The organism is Clostridium sp. CM027 (assembly GCF_024730565.1).
In the GTDB taxonomy this organism is placed as follows: Bacteria; Bacillota; Clostridia; order Clostridiales; family Clostridiaceae; genus Clostridium_AD; species Clostridium_AD estertheticum_B.
In genome coordinates, this window is the sequence record NZ_CP077725.1 from 1,599,826 (window position 1) to 1,621,195 (window position 21,370).

18 protein-coding genes and 1 riboswitch are annotated in these 21,370 nt (G+C 30.8%); of the genes, 7 read left to right on the forward strand and 11 right to left on the reverse strand.

Going from position 1 to position 21,370, the window contains the following annotated elements; genetic code table 11:
- Positions 1–113 precede the first annotated feature (113 nt).
- The 11 genes from KTC92_RS07715 to KTC92_RS07765 form a co-directional block, all read right to left on the reverse strand.
- Complete coding sequence (locus tag KTC92_RS07715) at positions 114–1,403, reverse strand: homoserine dehydrogenase (RefSeq protein WP_220286477.1); 1,290 nt, start codon at positions 1,401–1,403, stop codon at positions 114–116.
- Positions 1,404–1,470: 67 nt separating this feature from the next.
- Positions 1,471–2,784, reverse strand: coding sequence for an aspartate kinase (locus KTC92_RS07720; RefSeq protein ID WP_165414486.1), 1,314 nt, complete (start codon positions 2,782–2,784; stop codon positions 1,471–1,473).
- 373 nt (positions 2,785–3,157) lie between these two features.
- A complete protein-coding gene (locus KTC92_RS07725; protein ID WP_165414485.1) occupies positions 3,158–3,913 on the reverse strand; it encodes an NYN domain-containing protein in 756 nt (251 codons plus the stop codon).
- A gap of 146 nt (positions 3,914–4,059) precedes the next feature.
- Entirely contained in the window at positions 4,060–5,223 is a 1,164-nt protein-coding gene (locus KTC92_RS07730; protein ID WP_220286478.1) for an AI-2E family transporter, read from the reverse strand.
- Positions 5,224–5,303: 80 nt separating this feature from the next.
- Positions 5,304–5,399: riboswitch (NiCo riboswitch) on the reverse strand.
- A gap of 84 nt (positions 5,400–5,483) precedes the next feature.
- Positions 5,484–6,590 (reverse strand): alanine racemase, encoded by a 1,107-nt coding sequence (locus KTC92_RS07735; RefSeq protein WP_216302875.1) that lies wholly within the window; start codon positions 6,588–6,590, stop codon positions 5,484–5,486.
- Positions 6,591–6,758: 168 nt separating this feature from the next.
- Complete coding sequence (locus tag KTC92_RS07740) at positions 6,759–7,577, reverse strand: Cof-type HAD-IIB family hydrolase (protein ID WP_216302876.1); 819 nt, start codon at positions 7,575–7,577, stop codon at positions 6,759–6,761.
- Positions 7,564–8,382 (reverse strand): response regulator, encoded by an 819-nt coding sequence (locus tag KTC92_RS07745; RefSeq protein ID WP_216302877.1) that lies wholly within the window; start codon positions 8,380–8,382, stop codon positions 7,564–7,566. The genes KTC92_RS07740 and KTC92_RS07745 overlap by 14 nt, the downstream gene beginning before the upstream one ends.
- Before the next feature lie 3 nt (positions 8,383–8,385).
- Entirely contained in the window at positions 8,386–10,071 is a 1,686-nt protein-coding gene (locus KTC92_RS07750) for a sensor histidine kinase (protein ID WP_220286479.1), read from the reverse strand.
- Positions 10,072–10,094: 23 nt separating this feature from the next.
- Positions 10,095–11,759 (reverse strand): iron ABC transporter permease, encoded by a 1,665-nt coding sequence (locus KTC92_RS07755; RefSeq protein ID WP_216302879.1) that lies wholly within the window; start codon positions 11,757–11,759, stop codon positions 10,095–10,097.
- Positions 11,749–12,858 carry an ABC transporter ATP-binding protein gene (locus tag KTC92_RS07760; protein WP_216302880.1) on the reverse strand — a complete coding sequence of 370 codons (1,110 nt, stop codon included), beginning with the start codon at positions 12,856–12,858 and terminating at the stop codon, positions 11,749–11,751. Before KTC92_RS07760 ends, KTC92_RS07755 begins: the two co-directional genes overlap by 11 nt.
- A gap of 94 nt (positions 12,859–12,952) precedes the next feature.
- Entirely contained in the window at positions 12,953–13,972 is a 1,020-nt protein-coding gene (locus KTC92_RS07765) for an ABC transporter substrate-binding protein (RefSeq protein ID WP_216302881.1), read from the reverse strand.
- A 375-nt stretch (positions 13,973–14,347) separates the two neighbouring features.
- Here KTC92_RS07765 and KTC92_RS07770 point away from each other — a divergent pair, with 375 nt between their 5' ends.
- From KTC92_RS07770 to fetB, 7 genes are all read left to right on the forward strand, one after another.
- A complete protein-coding gene (locus KTC92_RS07770; RefSeq protein ID WP_375294760.1) occupies positions 14,348–15,355 on the forward strand; it encodes an ABC transporter permease in 1,008 nt (335 codons plus the stop codon).
- Positions 15,325–16,230 carry an ABC transporter permease gene (locus KTC92_RS07775; protein ID WP_220286481.1) on the forward strand — a complete coding sequence of 302 codons (906 nt, stop codon included), beginning with the start codon at positions 15,325–15,327 and terminating at the stop codon, positions 16,228–16,230. The genes KTC92_RS07770 and KTC92_RS07775 overlap by 31 nt, the downstream gene beginning before the upstream one ends.
- Before the next feature lie 75 nt (positions 16,231–16,305).
- Positions 16,306–17,865 carry an ABC transporter substrate-binding protein gene (locus KTC92_RS07780; protein ID WP_220286482.1) on the forward strand — a complete coding sequence of 520 codons (1,560 nt, stop codon included), beginning with the start codon at positions 16,306–16,308 and terminating at the stop codon, positions 17,863–17,865.
- A 75-nt stretch (positions 17,866–17,940) separates the two neighbouring features.
- Positions 17,941–18,951, forward strand: a complete 1,011-nt coding sequence (locus KTC92_RS07785; protein WP_220286483.1) for an ABC transporter ATP-binding protein — start codon at positions 17,941–17,943, stop codon at positions 18,949–18,951.
- A 6-nt stretch (positions 18,952–18,957) separates the two neighbouring features.
- On the forward strand, positions 18,958–19,860 hold the full coding sequence (locus KTC92_RS07790; protein WP_220286484.1) for an ABC transporter ATP-binding protein: 903 nt from the start codon (positions 18,958–18,960) through the stop codon (positions 19,858–19,860).
- An 87-nt stretch (positions 19,861–19,947) separates the two neighbouring features.
- Positions 19,948–20,577 (forward strand): ATP-binding cassette domain-containing protein, encoded by a 630-nt coding sequence (locus KTC92_RS07795; protein ID WP_216302887.1) that lies wholly within the window; start codon positions 19,948–19,950, stop codon positions 20,575–20,577.
- A 2-nt stretch (positions 20,578–20,579) separates the two neighbouring features.
- Complete coding sequence (gene fetB / locus KTC92_RS07800) at positions 20,580–21,350, forward strand: ABC transporter permease (protein WP_216302888.1); 771 nt, start codon at positions 20,580–20,582, stop codon at positions 21,348–21,350.
- Positions 21,351–21,370 lie beyond the last annotated feature (20 nt).

Consider the following 21,370-nt stretch of genomic DNA (forward strand, 5'->3'; position numbering starts at 1 on the left):
CGATAGTTCATACCATTATGCATATCTATATTCAATGTCGGGACCCTTGCTCGACCCTGGAAGGAAATCGAAGGACGAAAAAATCCATTAAATTGTTGATTGTTTTTATTCTATTAATTAAATGATTCTATTCTTATTATACTTTCTATTTTGTTTACATTTTCTAGTTCTTTTATTTTTTCTAATGAATTTCGTATATTCTTTTCTTCACTCTTATGTGTAATAAATGCCAATATTACATAATTTTCAAGCATTACATCTTGAGTAACTGATACGATGCTAACATTGTTATTTCCAAAAATTTTTGCTGTATCTCCTAAAACTCCTGCCTTATCTTTAACGTTAAGTCTGATATAGAATTCTGATTCATTTTCTTCTGATTTTTTCACTCTTTTAAAATCACCTTCGTCACTTAGGGCCCTTGCATCAGAAGGCTTTACATTGTTTCTTAATATGGATATTATATCACCTACAACTGCACTCCCAGTTGGTAAATCTCCAGCGCCTTTTCCATATAGCATTAATTCTCCAACTGCATTTCCTTTTATCATAATCGCATTAAATGCATCGGCTACATTTGCCATTGGGTGGCTCGAAGGTATCATTGTTGGATGTACTCTTAACTCTAATTTGTTATTTTCTTCTTTAGCTATTGCTAAAAGCTTTATTGTATAACCAAATTTTTTAGCATATTCTATATCTATGTCACTAATACTTCTTATTCCTTCTCTGTAAATACAATCGTGATCTACCTTAGTTCCAAATGCTAGAGAAGACATTATCGCAAGCTTATATACAGCATCAAAGCTATCAACATCAGAGGTTGGATCTGATTCAGCATAACCCTTTTCTTGAGCCTCTTTTAGTGCCTCATCAAAGCTAATTCCATCCATTGTCATTTTGCTTAATATGTAATTAGTTGTTCCATTTATAATTCCAATTATCTGTTCAATCCTATTGGCTGTAAGACTCTCATTTATTTCACGTATTATTGGAATTCCACCAGCCACACTTGCTTCATAATAAAATAATACGTTTTCTTCCTCTGCTGTTTTAAATAACTCTTCGCTCCAGTTCGCGATAACTAATTTGTTAGCAGTTACAATATGTTTTTTAGCTTTCATTGCGCGTATCATATACTCCTTAGCTTCTTTTCTTCCACCAATAAGCTCAACCACAATTTTTATACTTTCATCATTTATAATATCATCAATACTATCTGTTAATATTTCCTTAGGTACATCTATATCTCTTTTTTTATTTATATCTTTTACGAGTATTTTAGCAACTTCTATTTCATAATTTGAACGTTTCATTATTTCTTTTCTATTTTCGTGAAGTATTTTCCATACACCTGTCCCAACATTTCCAAAACCTAAAATCGCTATTTTTACCTTTTCCATATTAATTTCCCCCTTTTAAATTGTCTCTTGCGGCTCTTAAATATTATTTCTTATCCACAGGTAATTATTAATTTTCAAATGCTTTATAAACTGCCCTAATTGCATTTTCAAGATCCTCATTTTCTATACCAATAATTATGCTTAACTCACTTGACCCTTGATTGATCATTCTAATATTTATATCATATTTTGATAATGCGCTAAGTACTTTAGCAGATATCCCCTTCGTTCTTATAATACCCTCTCCAACCACTGACATTAAAGCCATATTTGGGTGAATTATTAATGAATCTGGACTACATTGATTTTCAATTTCTTCTAATATTTCATCAATTTTATTCTCTAATTCAGAATCGTCAATTACCAATGAAATTGAATCTATCCCTGATGGGATATGCTCAAAAGATACATTATTACTTTCTAGAATTGAAAGAATCCTGCGACGATATCCTATATCTTTGTTCATAAGTGTCTTTTCCATTGCTATTACTGTAAAATCTTTTTTTCCTGCTATCCCTGTAATGTTTCCAACTTTAATTTCTGATTTATTACTTAAAATAAAGGTTCCATTATCTGTTGGCTTATTAGTATTTTTTATGTTTATTGCGATTCCATGATTTTTAACTGGAAAAACTGCCTCTTCATGAAAAACATTTGCACCCATATATGAAAGTTCCCTAAGTTCTTTATATGTTACCTCTTCAATAAGTTTGGGATTATTAACAATACTAGGATCCGCCATTAAGAGACCTGACACATCTGTCCAGTTTTCATATAGCTTCGCACCTACACCTCTAGCAATTATTGCCCCGGTAATGTCTGAACCACCTCTTGAAAAGGTTCTTATTTCACCATCCTTGGAAGAACCATAAAATCCTGGAATTACCGCTTTTTCTACTTTTGATAACCTAGTCTTTACGGCGTCGTAGGTTGCCTTTTCATCCAATCGTCCACTTTTCTTTAAAAAAATAATCTCAGCAGCATCAATAAATTCGTACCCCAAATATTCAGCTAATATTAAAGCATTAAAATATTCTCCCCTACTTGCTACAAATTCTTCTGAAGCTCCATTAATTATTTTTTCTTTAAGTTCTCTTAAATGTTTTGACATATCAATAGAAATCTTTAATTCACTACATAAAACAGTATATCTTTCTTCAATTAATTTAAATAATTCATCAAATGGTAGTGATTTTTTTACATGCTCATGGCACAAATATAAAAGATCTGTAATCTTATAATCACCTTTATTTCTTTTCCCGGGAGCTGATGGCACAACATAACGCCGCCTAACATCCGACAAGACAATATCTTTTACTTTTTGAAATTGTTTACTATCGCATACTGAACTCCCACCAAACTTTGCAACTATAACCTCCATAATTTTTACCCCCTAAATGTCTTAACTTTAAAAAACCTATGAATTCCAACTTACAGAAGGCACCGTATATATTACCTCTTATAAAAAAATTCATTAACCCATCTCCTGCAGAGCTGAAATGTACTTATATTCCTTTCAGAAAATGTCGCCCTGTTTCCTGTACTATGAATTAATGGTAATTTAGTGTTGAATTAATTATACTCGTTTTTTACAAAATGTCACCTGATTTTCGACATATTTATGCCACATAATCTATTTTTTTTAAATAATAAAAGCTGTGAAGTTATAACTTCACAGCTTTTATTATTATTTTGATTATAAAACTACACACAATTACTGGATATGAAATTCTTCAAATCCATTCCTCCTTGGGTTAGCACTCTTTATTTCTAATATATTTAAGACTTATACTTGGATTGCTAGTTTTTGTTGATCTAATCTCAAAATATTTTAAAGAGGCTACAAAAGGTGTAAGCTTTGCATAACCATAGTTTCTAGTGTCAAAATCAGGATACCGCTTATTAAGAGTGCTACCTAGTTCTCCTAAAAATGCCCAACCATCTTCATCTGAAATCTCAGTTATAATAGTTTTTATAGCCTCTACTAATTTACCGGGACTTATCATACCACCTTTTGATTCTTCTTGTATTTGTGCTCCTTTAACAGTCGCTATTTCAGTATGTCTTGGCGCCATTGAAGCTAATACTTCAAGATATTTAAATTTCTCACAAGCTGAAATGAAAGGTTTTGGAGTTTTCTTTTCTCCCATACCAATAACATACATACCGGCTTCGCGAAGTCGAGCTGCTAGTTTAGTAAAATCACTATCACTCGATACAATGCAAAATCCATCAACATTGCTTGAATAGAGTATATCCATAGCATCTATTATTAGGGCTGCATCCGTAGAATTTTTGCCTGTAGTATAACTATATTGTTGTATTGGACTAATAGAATAATTAAGCAATACATTCTTCCATGAAGCTAGTTGAGGCTTGGTCCAATCCCCATAAATTCTTTTATATGTAGGTGTTCCATGATTTGAAATTTCGTCAATTATATACCTTATATATTTATCAGACACATTGTCAGCATCAATCAAAACTGCAATTTTCATATCCTTTTCCATCTTTATCTCCTTTACACCTTAATGTCTTTAACTTATTTTATAATAAATCTATTAACTCATTACTTTAAAATAACATACTAATTATAACATTCTACAAAATTCCAAATATTCCTTCTATATTTCAATAATTAACTATTATCCTGGTTTTAAATTTCGCTACTCGTTTCATCTGTTCGCTTTGTTATAATTTTCATTAAAAATAGTTTAATTATACCAGCAATAGGTACAGATAAAAGCATTCCAATTATACCTGCTAAACTGCCCCCGATAGTTATTGCCATGATTATGAAAATCGGATGTAAACCCATGCTATCTCCTACAATTTTTGGTGATATAACGGCACCGTCAAGTTGTTGAACCGCAAGAAGTAGAAGTACTGCCCATAAAGCCTGCATAGGGTCCGGGCTAAGAATACCCACAATAATTGCTGGAATACAACCAATTAGTGGACCAACATAGGGTATAATATTTGCAATACCTGCAGTAAATCCAATAAGAATAGCAAAATCAATGCCTACAAAAGACAGGCCAATACTGCTAATTAATCCAACTATTAAACCATCAAGGAGCTGTCCTCTTATGAACCTAGATACAATATAATTAATTTCAAGAAGGGTTTTATTAAGGCTCTTAAATTTACTTTCCTTCATTATAAGACTCACATAATTTAAATATATCTTTTTAAAAAATTCATAATCCTTTAATAAATAGAAGGAAATAAACAAACCAATAAAACTATTTATAATACTGTTGCTTATACCTGCAAATATTTTGATTGTACTATTTATAGAAAGTGATAAATATGAGTATATCTGCTGTATAGCTTGTGATAAATACCCCTTTATATCGAGAGAGAGACCACTTTGCGTGATTTTTCTGTTAATATAATCATAGAGCTCATTATAGCGTTTTATATAATCACTAATAGTTTCGAACATAACTGATAAGGTTTCATTGTGACTAATTTGTCCACCAATCATCGCATAGATGCTATAAATAAGTATAATAAATAATAAAATCACTACTAAGTATGTTAGTATAATGCTGATTAAATGGGGCTTATATTTAAGTTTTAAGTGCTTAACAAGAAAAGCATTTATAATCTTTGATAATGGATATAATAGATAAGCAATTATACAACCAATAATGAGTGGAGAAATCATTGAAAATAAAGAATTGATTGTACTAGTAATATTACTAAAAACCTCTTTGAAATTAAATACTACATTATAGCTTATAAAAATCAAGGTTGCCGTGAGGGCAACATATAGTACATACTTAAGATACTTTCTGTCTAATCTGTTTTTCATGATTATATCCCCCTTAGTAATTAATTATCTTTGCATTTGTCATATTTATTTATACAAATAAAAAGGCCCGTAGAACTATAAACTGTCCCACAGGTGTATAATTTTAATCCTATTGCCATTTAGGCCCAACTTCACGAACTTTTTTACAAGTTCATCACCTGCTCAGTTTGTACTGTTATTTATATACAATACAAAGAGATTCCCTTAAATTTATCATACAAGGCTATTATATGTCAATATTTTTATTTTTTGTACATGGCTTATATTAAAACCTTCGATATACCTGAATATCCACTTAAGCACATCATTGGCGGGTAGTACATTTGAAAATCAAGTATGTCCCCTAATTTAATTTCACTATCACACTCTTCAATATCTACAATTAAGTGATCTGAACTACTTCCTATAATTTTAACACCTTGTTTTTGCGGTATTAGCTTGTCGTGTAACCCAAAATCCTGTTTTCCCACTGCAAGTAACGCCTTTTTTCTTATTCCTTTATCCTCATAGGTTGGTTTATTGCCAAAAGCATCAATAAACACTTTCCCAACAGGATGTGTAGGCTTATCTTTTATTTCCACAACCTGCGCTTTTAGCACAAAAGTATCCTTATGCATATGTCTCATATCATATCCCCAGTACTCATCTAAATCTTGTGCTAATAGTACTCCCTCGCCTATTCTTAAATTATTTACTCTTTTAGGCATTTTCCCATCTATTACTAAAGGCAGTGAACTTGTAGCTCCCCCTGAAATCATTTCTAGTCTCCTGTTTATTTTACCCTCAATTATTTCAGCAATATTACAAAGCCTTCCTAAATTCTCTTCTGTAGGCATTATTGCTCCATAACAACCTAAATTTGTTCCTACTCCATATAACTCTATATTTTCAAGATGATTTTCCACATATTCCGCCAAATTTATGAATTCGTTTTCATAGAAGACGCCTTCCCTTAAATCTCCAAGGTCAAGCATTAAAATCACCTTATGTTTTTTACCTTGTAATTCACATTCATTTTCAATCATATTCAATGTTTCCATTTCAGAATTTAGACTAATATCAGCATATTGTACCAAGTCTTTTATTTCACTAAACATTGGAATTCTAATCATCATAAAAGGTTTCTCTATTCCATATTCCTTTAGTTTAATTATTTGGTCCATTCTTGAACTTGCTATATATGTACACCCTGCATGTGCAAACTGTTCTACGACCTCTGGTATTGCATTAAACCCCTTAACTACTCCAGCAATGCTTATCCCCTGAGATCTACATAAATCTACCATGTATTCAATATTTTCGCGTACATTTTTTAAGTTAATTTCTAATATTGGATATTTAATACTTGGATAAGTTTTTTGTTTCATGCCAATTCCTCCTAAAATATTTTATGTTTAGAATATATTTACTAGGTTTTAAATAAGTTTTTTATATGAACTTAATTATCTTAACTTGCAACTAGTATAAACCATAATAGAAATAATTTAAATAAGCCAGTCAAAATGAATATACATCATCTCAACTGGGCAATTATTTTAAAGATGGATTAACTCATCACAAGCATATGCAAATCCATTCTCATCGTTTGATTTTGTTATAAAACTAGCATACTTTTTCAACTCCTCATGAGCATTTTCTACTGCTACACCAAATCCAGAGTTTTTTATCATATCTAAATCATTAAGGTTATCCCCTATTGCCATTACATTGGATATATCTATGTCCTTTAATTTACAAAGTTTTACTAGAGCATTGCCCTTCGAAACGCCTGTTTTAACAATTTCCAAAAAATAATCATGGCTTTTAAAAAAATTAAATTTTTTAGAATCGATTTCTGCTAACTTACTATGTATATCATCTACTATGCATTTTTCTCCAATTATCATTAGCTTTGCATATTTTTTATTTATTGCTCTACTAAAATCGCTTATCTCACTTACACCATATCCATTTACTTCACATTCGATATCTGTATAAGTAGTTTTTTTATTACAAATCAAACAATTACCCTCATGGACTGCAAATGAGACATCATAATCTTTATAAGCATTATAAACTTCATTAATAATTTCCTCATCTACATACCCGAAATCGTAGGTTTCCCTAGATTTAGTATCGAAAATACTTACTCCATTCATGCTTATAATATAATCCACTTCATCTATCAATTGATATTTTCCTAGAAATTTACACAGAGAGCTTCTTGACCTTCCAGTAGCAACAGCAAACTTAATATTATTTCTTTTAAGTTTTTTAATAAAGGACAGGTTCTTTCCTGATATTTTGCTATCATTATCTAATAATGTTTTATCCATATCTGTAATTACTAATGAAATATTTTTACTCTTCATCATTTTCATTATCCCCCTTGATGTATAAATTAGCTTTAGCAAACTCTAATGGTGAAGCTTTTATATATTTTTTAAATACAGTAGAATAGTGTTTATAATCAGTAAAACCTACCATAGAAGATATCTCATAAACCCTATACTCCCCCCTCATAAGTAATTCAATTGACTTTTGTACTCTATATCTATTTAAAAAGTCATGAAATGTTTGATTTGTCTGTTCCTTTAAATTTCTACTGAGGTAGCTTGAGCTTACTGCTAACTTTTCTGCAATATCCTCAATACTAATCTTTTTTGCGTAATTGTCTTTTACATAGTTAATTACTGATTCAGTATATTGAGATTTTTTTTTATCAGATTTTAAATAGTACTCCAAATTTAGAACATCAATATTTTTGTAACCCTTAATACTATTTTTAAATTCATTATATATTTTTTTCTCATCAATTTTATTCTTAACCTTTCCGATTATCTCTTTAAATTTATCTTCATCAATTGGTTTTAGTACATAATCAAAGACTTTCAGATCTATAGCTCTTTTTGCATATGGAAATTCTCCGTAGCTAGTTAAGATAATCTTTTCAAAATCATAAATTTCACTAGCTTTCTCCAACATATCCACGCCGTTCATTATTGGCATTTTAATATCTGTAATGACTAAATCGGGCTTGATTTCTATAATCGTTTTTAGTCCTTCTTCGCCGTTTGCAGCTTCCCCTGAAATAATACAATCCATACTCAGCCAGTCGATAGTGTTGATTAATCCTTTTCTTATAAAATTTTCATCTTCTACAATAAGCACTTTAATCATAATCTACTCCTCACTTTTATGTACTGGAAGGTTAATAACTATTTTAGTACCTTCATATAGTTTACTATATATATTTATACCGTATTCCATACCATACATAAGATTGATTCTCTTTTGAACATTATAAAGTCCTATATGGTTTGTATCGTTTTTACTTTTGTTAATGAGTTTTAGTATCCCAGATAATTTTTCATAACTCATTCCTTCTCCGTTATCCACAATTGATATTACTAAATTATCATTTTCAACCCTACAGTCTATATTTATTTTTAAATATTGTTTTGTTTCAAATCCATATTTTATACTATTTTCAATAATAGGTTGTATTATAAGTTTTGGTATCAAGCATTCTCCTACTTCTTTATTTAAATTAAAAATGTAATCAAAATTATCATCAAATCTAAATTTTTGTATTATTAGATAATCCTCTATGTATTTAACGTCATCATTAAGCTTTACCTTATTAAAATTTTTATTTATGCTGTATCTTAACAAGTTAGCCATTGAAACAATGATCTTTGAGGCACTCTTCTCATCTGTTTTTATCATGTATTTAAGCATTTCAAGTGTATTAAATAAGAAGTGAGGGTTAAATTGTGCTTCTAGCTGCTTAAGCTCTGATAATGCATTTCTTCTTGCCTCTTCTTTGTTTCTTTCTACAAGCTCGTTTATTCTTATTATCATTTTATTGCAATACTGACCTATAACTTCAAACTCATCATTAGAGTTTATACTGACAACAGTGTTCAAATTGCCCTCTTGAACACTGTTAATAGCAGACAATAATTTATCAATTGACTTTGTCTTACTTATAGATATTTTCTTAGCAATGAATAACATAGAAAACACTAAAATTAAAAACACTAAGATTAAAAATATTTCACCTATTAAATAGATGTTTTTTATAAAGCCCACATATGTAATTGTATGAATATAAACATTACCTTCTATTATAGAATTATTAAATACATAGTTATTCTCTTTATCCAAAAATGGCTTCAATTTACCTATACCATCTAGAAGTGCATTATTAGTTGAAACTATATTATTGTTATATCTATCAGTTATTACAGCATGATGATTGCTACTACTGTAAACTATTTTGTTCATCTCATTTTCTAAAATATCGAAAACAATAAACCCTGCAACGTGGTTATTGTCGTCAGTAATAGCTTCTCCTATAGAGTATACAGTTCTTGTATTCACATCGAGTTGAGCCCTATTAAGCATCATAACAGATTTATTAGGATTGTCTTTCATTTTCTTAAAAACTCCACCCATAAATAAATCATCACTTTTAGCGTATTGAGGGTCCCCTTTAGCATTTGTTATTATAGACTCTCCTTTTTCATTAAAAACATAAAAAACACTTCTTATATTATGATTATTAACGGTATTATAAAGCCTTTCATATACCATTGCTTCGTCATGTTGATTATAAAAAGCCTTTTTTATTTCATCCCATTTTACTAAATGCTCTACTTCCACTTTGTAACTTACAAACTCATTACTTATAATATTTGATATACTATTGTTATATTTTTTATTACTTCTCTCGACGGCTTTACTGCTATACAAAAATAATAAATTATAAAAAATAAAGGACAAAATTATAATAGGAGTCAGTGCATATAATATAAAAGTTTTTCTTATTTCTTCCTTGAAAAATTTTCTTTTTATATTTTTCATACGCAAATCCCCCTATTAGGTTTTTATAAACTTATTTCTTTCTTACCTGTGAATTTAAAGAAAACTATTAGTGATATGATAGTTGTAGCCGTTAATATAGATGATAAAGCAGCTGCTGTACCATAACTTGCCCTTATAACGTCTGTGTATATTGCAACTGATAATGTTCTTGTAGTTCCTGTATATAGAATAATTGAAGAACTTAATTCATTTATTACTGTTATCCAGCTTAATATTGCTCCTGCAAATACCCCTGGTATCATCATAATTGCAGTAACCTTAAAGAATGTTTTCATTTCAGAATAACCTAAACTAATTGATGCTTCTTCAAGACTTGGACTAAGTTGCAATAGTATTGCTGCACTGGATCTAATGGTATAAGGTAGTTTTCTTATAACAAATGCAATTATCATTATAATGAAAGTACCACTTAGCACCATTGGTTTCTTGTTGAATGCTAATAATAATGTAATACCTAAAACAGATCCTGGAATAATATATGGGAACATAGTTAATGTATCTAGGAAGGAGGTTAAGGCACTTTTTCTTCGTACAGATACGTAAGATATAAGCATTCCCAATAATATTATTATTATTATAGCTATTATACCATATACATAGGTATTCAGAATTGAATTACCCAGTTTTGAAAGCACTGTTTTATAGCTATTTAGTGAAAACCCTTTAACAAACATTGAGCCACTTGTTTTTAAGAACGAGGTATATATTACTGTTACCTGAGGAATTGCAGCTAGTGCTACAACAATATAAACATATAAATGTGCTAAAAGGTTCTTGCATCCCTTAACCTTTTTAGCAGATATAGGCTTTAATGAGTTCATAACATATGACTTTCTATTAACTACATATTTTTGTCCTAAAAAAATAACCGCTGTTATAATTACCATTATTGTACTTAGTGCAGCGGCAAAATTTGCTTGACCGCCTACCTCAGATACAAACTCTGAGTAAATTAAAACTGGCATAACTCTAAACCCTTCACCTATAAGCATTGGAGTTCCAAAATCAGCAAGACAATTCATGAATACCAATAATGACGCTGCCATTATTGTAGGAAGCATCAGTGGTAATATAATAGTAAATACTTTTTTAACTCCACTACAGCCTAAACTTTCTGCTGCTTCACTTAGTGAAACGTCTATTTTCTTTAGTGCTCCTGAAACATACAAATATATAAACGGAAATAATTTCAAGGTAAACACTAGTAAAATCCCTTTAAACCCATAAATACTAGGAAGATGTATTCCTAAGGTTTTCAAGAAGAAATTTGTAATAACTCCGTTTCTTCCAAGTAGTAATATCCATGAATATGCTCCTATAAAAGGTGGAGATAATACAGATATTATAATAAGTACCTCTACGATTGATTTAAATTTAATTTTTACTGTAGTCATGATATAAGCTAAGGGAGCACCAATTAAAATAGCTAGTAAGGTTACTATAATACTTACAGTAAAACTATTTATAAGTGTTCCATAATAATACTTTTTAGTGAAAAACTTAGCGAAATTGTCTAAAGTGTATTTTCCGGTCTCCACATCTTGAAAACTAGTTAAAAACAATGAACCTAGTGGATAAATTAGAAATACTGAGAATATTAAAAATGAAATAAGAATTATTATTGTCCAAAAATCAAATTTTATCTTTTTAACTTTTTTATTCTTCATATTTTCCCACTCCAGTAATAAGACTTATATCCCCATCCTTGTTAAAAACATTAATTTTTTTATTGTATACTTGCAGATATAGCTCTTGTCCAATTTCATGGAAAGTATCATTAGTACTAGTATCTTGTGTTAGTTCAATTATTTCCCCATTATCAAGTTTTACTTCATAATTTATATATTTCCCGAGGAATGTATTAAAGTGAACTACACCTCTAATCCCATAATTGTTATTGCTTATTATAAATTCCTCTGGCCTTACGGATATTTTAATTTCTTTTCCGTTTTCCGCTCCGCTATTCAAATTATTCATAGACACTTTATATCCATTCTCAAATACAACGTATTGCTTTTCCTCTTCTACTAATATTTTTCCATTAAATATATTAGAGTGACCAATAAATGTAGCAACAAAGACATTTGAAGGTCTTAAATAAATTCTTTGTGGTGTATCTATTTGCTGAATAACACCTTTGTTCATAATTGCAATTCTATCTGATATAGCAAGTGCTTCTTCTTGATCATGAGTTACATATACTGTGGTTATTCCTACTTTCTTTTGTATTTCTCTTATAGCACTTCTCATTTCTATTCTAAGTTTTGCATCTAAATTTGAAAGAGGCTCATCCATAAGCAATACTGTTGGATGAATTACAATAGCCCTCGCTAGTGCAACGCGTTGCTGCTGTCCTCCTGAAAGTTTGTCTGGTGATCTATCCTTATACTCATATATCTTTACAACTTTTAAAATTTCCTCAAGTTTTTTATTTGATTCTTCTTTGCTAAATTTTCTTAGCTTTAACCCATATTCAACATTTTCTGATACTGTCATATGAGGGAATATAGCATAATTCTGAAACACCATACCTATATTTCTTTTATGTGCGGGAATATCATTAATTACCTTTGAGTTAAACTTAATCTCTCCTTCTTCAATTGTATTAAATCCTGCTACCATTCTTAAAAGAGTTGTTTTACCACAACCTGAAGGTCCTAGCAATGTGAAAAATTCACCCTCCTTAATTTTAAGTGAAAGCTTTGGAATTACTGTATTATCATCATATCTTTTTACTATATTTGTGAATTCAATGGATGTACTCATATTTTAATTTCCTTTCTAATACAAATTTTTTTATAAAAAAACCCTAGGGCTTTTTAATAATATAATATTTAAAAGTCCTAGGGGCCCATCTTTTTTAGTTGCTTGTAAATATATCTTTATATTTATCTAAAATCATCTGTTTATTTTCTTTAAGCCATGCTTCGTCATCCTTTATTACCTTAATTTTATCTAATGGTTTAAGCCCTTCAGCCGCTGGAGCATCTTTTCTAACTGAACGTCTATTTAATTTATTAGCTACTAAAGTCTGTCCTTCCTTACTAGTTACATAATCAATGAATTTCTTAGCATTTCCCATGTTTTTAGCACCTTTTATAATAACGACACCATCTGCTTTAGCAATAGTACCCTCTTTAGGGTAAACTATTTCAACTGGCGCTCCATCTTTTACATACTTTGCAGCAGCTTCTTCAAATGTTAATCCTACAGTATATTCTCCATCACCTACACCTTTATAAACGGCTGAAGAACCACTTAATAGTTTACCATCTAAATTTTTTGTTAATGCTTTTTCATAATCCCAACCCTTTTCTGGATCTCCATTTCCCATAGCATATAAATGATTTATTACCTGTTCAAAAGCTGAAGAAGATTTCGATGGATCTGCATTAGCTATTTTTCCTTTTAACTCAGGATTTAATAGATCTTGGAAACCTTCTACCTTTATCTTTCCTATAAGGTTTTTATTGATCATAATTACACTTGGTATAGCAGTAAATCTTGTTATTTGACCATCTTTATTTTTATAATCATCATAAACATCTTTTTCATTTATAGATTGATATTTTTCAAATAAATCCTTCTTTGGTTCTAGAGTAGACAATGAGCCTCCCCATAGAATATCTCCTAATGGGTTTTCTCCTTCTGCTTCAACTCTCTTTAAGAGTTCTCCTGTTCCTGCTGCTACAACCTCAACCTTAATTCCTGTCCGGTTTTCAAATTCATTAACTACTGGGTCGATAAATTCTATTGGATGTGGTGAATAAACAGTTAATTTATCCGATGCTTTTGGGGCTGTTGTCTCATTTTTTGATCCACATGCGCTTAAAGATAACATCATAAAAGATGCCAATAAAATTGATACTGCTTTTTTCATTAATTAACCCCCCATTTCTTCATGTAAACGTTTTGTTATTGATTAAATGTTATCATAACATCTACTTGTCAACAATACCTAAAAACAGGAATAATATACTTAAAAATGAACACGTAATTTTATATATTCATTTCAATATAATATATAAAATGATTTTATTTGACTAAATTAGAAATATAATATAGACTTAATATGCAAGACGAATCTTGCGTCTTTATTTAGAAGAATAATTTTTTATAGTAAAAATTTATTTTTAAAATTTAATAACTATTAAAATTAAACCACGAAGGTTTCGACTCTTTTCTTTTTTGAAGAAGGAGCTGAATTTTCGTGGTTCTTATGTTATTTATGTTATTTAGGAAAGGATCGAATGTTATGAATAATGTGATTTACATAGAAAAAAAAATAGTACAGTTCATCTTTGTTATATTTCTGCTGTCTATCATTGTCTTTTATATGGCAAGGTTATCACCTGGAGATCCTTTAATGTCTTATTATGGCGAAGGCGTTGAGAGGATGAATACTACACAAAAACTGGATGCAATGAAAAAGCTCGGATTAAACGACCCTATATATAGGCAATATATTAGCTGGTTAGCAAATGCGGCTCATGGTGAATATGGTATATCTTACAAATATAAACAAAGCGTTACGACAGTAATTAAAGATGTTTATATAAATACAATTATACTAGGGGGGCTTGCTTATATATTAACCTTTTTATTTGCTCTACTTTTAGGATTTTTTTGCACCTTACATGAGGACAAGCTCATAGATAAAATTATTTGCAAAATAGGTGTTATAACCACTTGTATCCCATCGTTTTGGGTATCTCTTATACTGATTTTAATTTTTAGTATTAATTTAGAGATATTACCTTCAAGTGGTGCCTATGGGCTGGGGCAATCCAGCAACATTGGAAGTCGAGTAGAGCATCTTCTACTTCCTTTAATTGTTCTGATATTGAGTCACCTTTGGTATTACACATACATGATTAGAAATAAATTAGTAGAAGAAACCAGACAAGATTATGTGTTATTATGCAAAGTTAAGGGTTTAAGTAAAAAGAAAATTGTATATAAACATTGTTTAAAAAATATTATGCCATCTTATATTAGTATTATGTCAATATCCGTTTCTCATATTTTAGGAGGAACTTATGTGGTAGAAAAAGTTTTTTCTTATCCTGGACTTGGCTCTTTATCCTTTGAGAGCGCTAAATATCATGATTATAATATGCTGATGGTACTTTGCTTAATAACAGGGATATTGGTGGTTTTCGTAAATATGTTAGCACAAGTAATTAATGATAAAATAGATCCAAGAATGAAACATGATCGGGGTGAGAATTGTTGGAAAGACAATATAGGGACTTTAAAATAGTTGGAGAAAATTATGTTCCAGAAACGATAAAAGTAGCTAAAAGAAAAAGCTTTAAAAAACACATAAACGAAAGACCTTATATCTCAATAGGAATGTTACTTACAATCATCCTTGGATGTATTTTTTACGGGATAATAACGAAAGTTGATCCTTCTTATATGGACCTAGGTAATATTAATGTAGCTCCTAACAGCAACTTTTATTTCGGCACAGATTCTTTAGGAAGAAATATTTTTACTATGATTTGGTATGGTGGTAGAATCTCTTTGTTTATCGGGGTATTAGCTACGATCATATCAACTACAATCGCAATTGTAGTTGGAAGCCTCAGTGGTGTTGCATCTGAATTAGTAGATGATATTATGATGCGTTTTACTGAAATCGCACTTAGTATACCATCGATTTTGGCCATGATTTTCATTCAAGCAATGATAGGACAAGCAAATCCAGTATCCCTCTCCATTGTAATTGGGCTTACTAGTTGGATGAACATTTCTAAGATTGTACGAAGTGAAGTAAGGCAAATTAGAAATAGTGGTTATATTTTAGCAGCGAAATGTGCTGGAGGTAAATTCTTTTATATTTTAAAAAGGCATCTGCTACCAAATTTCATTTCATCAATAATGTTTATGGTGGTTATTAATATTGGAAGTGCCATTGCAATAGAATCAACTTTGAGTTTTTTAGGGATTGGACTTCCACTTGAAATTATTTCATGGGGTAGTATGCTCTCCCTTTCGGAAAAGGCATTGTTATCAAATTATTGGTGGATTATCTTGATTCCGGGTATATTTTTAGTGGTTACATTGGTTTGCATAACGAATATAGGCAACTATGTAAGGAAGAAAAACAATAAAGAATTTAGTAATTTATAAAGATATAAAGCATCAATATTTCTAATATAAATATTGATGCTTTATATAAAACAATAAATATTAAGGAGAAAAATTATGCAATTAAAAAAACAGATAATTTTAGGAGTGGCGCTGATTATGAGCATGGTTTTATTGGTAGGCTGTGGCGGTGATAGTAGTGCTGATAAGAAAACAGCGTCGAATGAAAAGGTTTTAGTTTATGGAAGTGGGGATTATTCAAGTATTAATCCCGCATTATATGAACATGGAGAAATTAATTCCCTGATTTTTAGTGGACTTACGACTCATGACAAAAACAATAAGATTGTTCCAGGACTTGCAAAAAGTTGGGAATATGATAAAGCTACAAAAACATACACTTTTACATTAAGAAATGATGTTAAATGGCATGACAATGATCCTTTTTCGGCAGAGGATGTGAAGTTTACTTTAGATACAATTATGGATCCTAAAAACGCTTCAGAAATAGCCTCCAACTATGAAGATATTACCAATATTAAAGTGGTAGACAAGACTACGGTAAAAATAACTTTAAAGGCACCAAATATTGCGATGCTGGGTTATTTGACAATTGGTATTTTACCTAAGCACCTCTTAGAAGGAAAAGACATTGCAACAGATAAATTCAATCAATTTCCAATCGGAACTGGTCCATTTAAAATGGAGAGCTGGGATAAAGGACAAAGTATTACTCTTGTAAAAAATAAAGATTTCTATGTAAAAGAACCACAAATTGATAAAGTAGTCTTTAAAATTATAGAGGATACAAAGGCAAGAGCCCTGCAATTAAAATCCGGAGAATTGGATTTAGCGCAGGTTACACCACATGATGCGGGTCAATTTCAAAATAATAAGGAACTTGTTGTTTATGATATGAAAACATCAGACTACAGAGGAATTATGTATAATTTTAATAGTCCCTTATTTAAGTTAAATCCAGAACTGCCCAATGCCTTAAGTTACGCTATTGATCGATTAGCTATTTTGGACAGTGTTCTATTAGGACAGGGTAAAGTAGCATATTCACCACTTCAGGCCGGAGAATATAACAACCCTGATATGGAAAAATTTAATTATAATCCTAAAAAAGCGAAGCAAGAGCTTGAAAAAGCGGGCTGGAAGCTTGGCGAGGACAAAATATATGAAAAGAACAATAAGAAAATATCATTTACTGTCAACTGCAATGAAGGAGACCAGGTTAGAGTTGATATGGCGAACGTTTGTGCTCAACAGTTTAAAGCAATTGGGGTTGATATGAAGGTTGCGCTGCAGCCAAAAATCGATTGGGAGAATCAAGACGCATTCCTGATTGGCTGGGGAAGTCCATTTGATCCGGACGATCACACTTATAAAGTGTTTGTAACAGGTAAAGGTAGTAATTTCAACAGCTATTCAAATGCCAAAGTTGATGAGTTATTACAGGAAGCAAGAGAAACTGATGTCGAAGCTGAAAGATTAAAATATTACAAAGAATTCCAAATTGAATTAGCTAAAGATATGCCATATACATTTATCACATACATCGATGCCTTATATGTTGCAAAACCTAATATAAAAGGGATTACCCCAGAAACAGTATTAGGCCACCATGGCGTCGGAATATTCCGGAATATTACAGACTGGACAATTCAGTAGAAAATTTAAAAAATAAAGAGAAACTACAAAGGCGCCATAATGTTGTTTTGTGGTTTTTAATGAATAGGAGCGAATATGGACAATTTGTTAGAAGTAAATAATTTAGTCGTAAGCTTTTCAACTAAAGCGGGTGAAGTGAAGGTGGTTAGAGATGTTTCTTTTTCTCTAAAAAAAGGAGAAGTTTTAGCGATACTTGGAGAATCAGGATCTGGAAAATCAGTATTATGTAAAAGCATTTTACGCATACTTCCCGAAAATGGCTGTATAAAAAGTGGAGAAGTTATTCTTAATGGAGAGAACATAACAAATTCATCCGAAAAATCTATGAATAAGGTGAGAGGCAAGGACATATCTATGGTATTTCAAGATTCTACGACTTCTTTAAATCCCACTATGTCTATTGGCAAACAGATCATGGAAGCGGTACTCATTCATCAAAAAATTAGCAAAAGGGAAGCGAAAAGGAAAAGCATAGAATTGATGGAACTTGTTGGGATAGATCATGCAGAAAAAAGATTTAATCAGTATCCGTATCATTTCTCTGGGGGAATGATACAACGAAGTGTTATTGCAATAGCACTGGCCTGTAGCCCTGAAGTATTAATTGCTGATGAACCAACCACTGCTTTAGATGTAACTATCCAAGCACAAATATTAGATCTTATTCAAGAGTTACAAGTAAAAACTGGTATATCAATCATATTTATCACGCATGATTTAGGTGTTGTTGCAAATATTGCCCAAAGAATTGCAATTATGTATGCAGGTAAATTTGTTGAGATTGGCACAGCTAAAGATATTTTTTATGATCCAAGGCATCCCTATACTTGGGGATTAATGTCCTCTTTACCTAAAATTAATTCTGATGAGGAATTTTTGAATTTCATACCAGGAATGCCACCTAATTTACTGAACCTGCCAAAGGGTGATGCTTTTGCGGTGAGAAACAAATATGCTTTGAAGATGGATTATCTAGCTGAATCACCAATGTTTAAAATCAGTGATACACATAGTGCTGCAACTTGGCTTTTACACAAAGATGCGCCAAAAATAAATCCCCCATTAAATTTGAGAAATGTGGAGTGATATGAAATGAAAACCGAAAAAATATTGGAAGTGAGAAATTTAAAGCAATATTTCAAATTAGATAGAAATACTTTAATTAAAGCAGTTGATGATATATCTTTTGGAATTTATAAAGGAGAAATATTTGGCTTGGTGGGTGAATCCGGTTCCGGTAAATCAACTACTGGCAGAAGCATTATTAATATCCATAAGCCAACAGAGGGAGAAATCTATTATAGGGGAAATCTTATATCAGATCCTAAAATTTACAGAGCTCAAAAGAGACTTATAAATAGAAATATGCAAATTATATTTCAAGATTCAACATCATCTCTAAATTCACGGATGACTATAAAAGAAATTATTGAGGAACCTCTTATAATCCAAAAAGTGTATAAGGAGAAAGAAGAACGCATGGATAAAGTTTATAAGCTTATGAACTTGGTAGGCCTTGATAAAATCTATAAAGACTATTATCCATTTGAATGCTCAGGTGGACAGAGACAACGTGTAGGAATTGCACGAGCGCTTAGTCTTGATCCGGAATTCATCATTGCTGATGAACCAATTGCATCTTTAGATGTTTCAATTCAAGCTCAAATTATCAATTTATTTAAAAAGCTTCAAAGAGAAAATGGTATGACGTGTTTATTTATTTCACATGATTTATCAATGGTAAGGTATGTCTGCAACCGAGTAGGGGTTATGTATCATGGAAAAATTGTTGAACTCGCTGAAACTTGCGAATTATATCGCAATCCAATTCATCCTTATACTAAGGCACTGTTTTCATCAATGCTTGTCCCTGATCCAGCTTGTGCAGAAAATAGAGCCCGTATCAAGTATAATCCGATTGTAGATGTTCATTTAGAAGAAAAAGGTCAGTTGGTAGAAGTATCAGAAGGTCACTTTGTATATTGTTGCATTTAATTTTATCCAGTGATATTCTTAATTGATAAACTTGTTATCGAATTTGTATATCTATTTTAGATATTATTTTTTTGGAGGTCATTTTAAATGAATGAATTATTATTTCAAGCAAGCAATCTTATTTACAAATCCAATTTAACTTATAATGACGTAAAAGTTCAAAAGGGAATGATTAATTTTATCGTTGGGGAAAGTGGATGTGGCAAAAGCACTTTTTTAAAACTGTTAAACCAATCTATAACTCCAATATCTGGTGAATTATTATATAAAGGTACACCAATTGGTGCATATGACCCTATTGCTCTAAGACGTGAAGTAAGCCTAGTTTCTCAGGATGTTTTCCTATTTGATGAAAGCATAATAGACAATTTTAAAACCTTTTATTCACTAAGACAAAAAACTATGCCTAGCTTAGAATATATTATCTACATTACCGATCTTTGCTGCGTAAATGTTCCACTTGACCAAAATACATCTACCCTTTCTGGTGGAGAACGTCAAAGAGTTTATATATCAATTTTTTTATCATTATGTCCTGAGATTATATTACTCGACGAGCCAACTTCAGCATTAGATGAAAAAAACAGTCATGAAATGATGATAAATATAATAAATTTCTGCAAAGCAAAAAACATTGAAATTGTAATTGTAAGCCACAATAAAACTATTGTTGATGAGTTTTGTGAAAATAAAGTTGAAATAGTTAAGGAGGCATAAATATGAAAGGAGCAGTACAGCTAAGTATTTTCCAATTTTCACTTATTTATTTACTTCTAATTATAGTGCTCATAATTATGAAAAAATCAAAGGTTAATCAAACAAAACTTCTTATAGTTGCAAGTTTAAGAATGACAGTTCAACTTGTAATTGTGGGTTATATACTTCAATATGTCTTTAGTAATCCAAAGCCTATATTTACTATAATTTTTTTAGTAATTATGATAGTATTTTCTATTGATAGAGTAATTAAAAGTAAAAAAGACTTAAATCAAAATTTCAAAATTGCAATAGGAGCTTCTTTAACATTTTCGGGACTTTTTATTCTAGTCTTTTTTGTAACTATAGTTGTTGGTAAATCCATATTCAACCCTCAATACACTATACCTTTAGCTGGTATGATTATTGGTAACTCTATGACGGGAGTAAACATTGCAATAAAAACCTTTATGGATGATATAAGCAAAGAAAAAAATAAAATTAATACTTTACTCAATTTAGGAGTGGAGCCTAGAGATATTTTAAAGCCTTTTGCTAATAATGCTTTAGAAACCGCCTTAATTCCTACAATGAATTCCATGCTAGGAATGGGAATAATTTTTTTACCGGGAATGATGACAGGACAGATGTTGTCAGGTACACTACCTACCACAGCGATTATGTACCAAATAGCCATTATGATTGCAGTTTGTACTTCTGTTTGTATAACAGTTTTTTTATCCCTAAACTTAGGTTATAAGTCTTTATACAATAATAGGAAACAGTTCTTATAGAATGACATTTCAGAAGATGA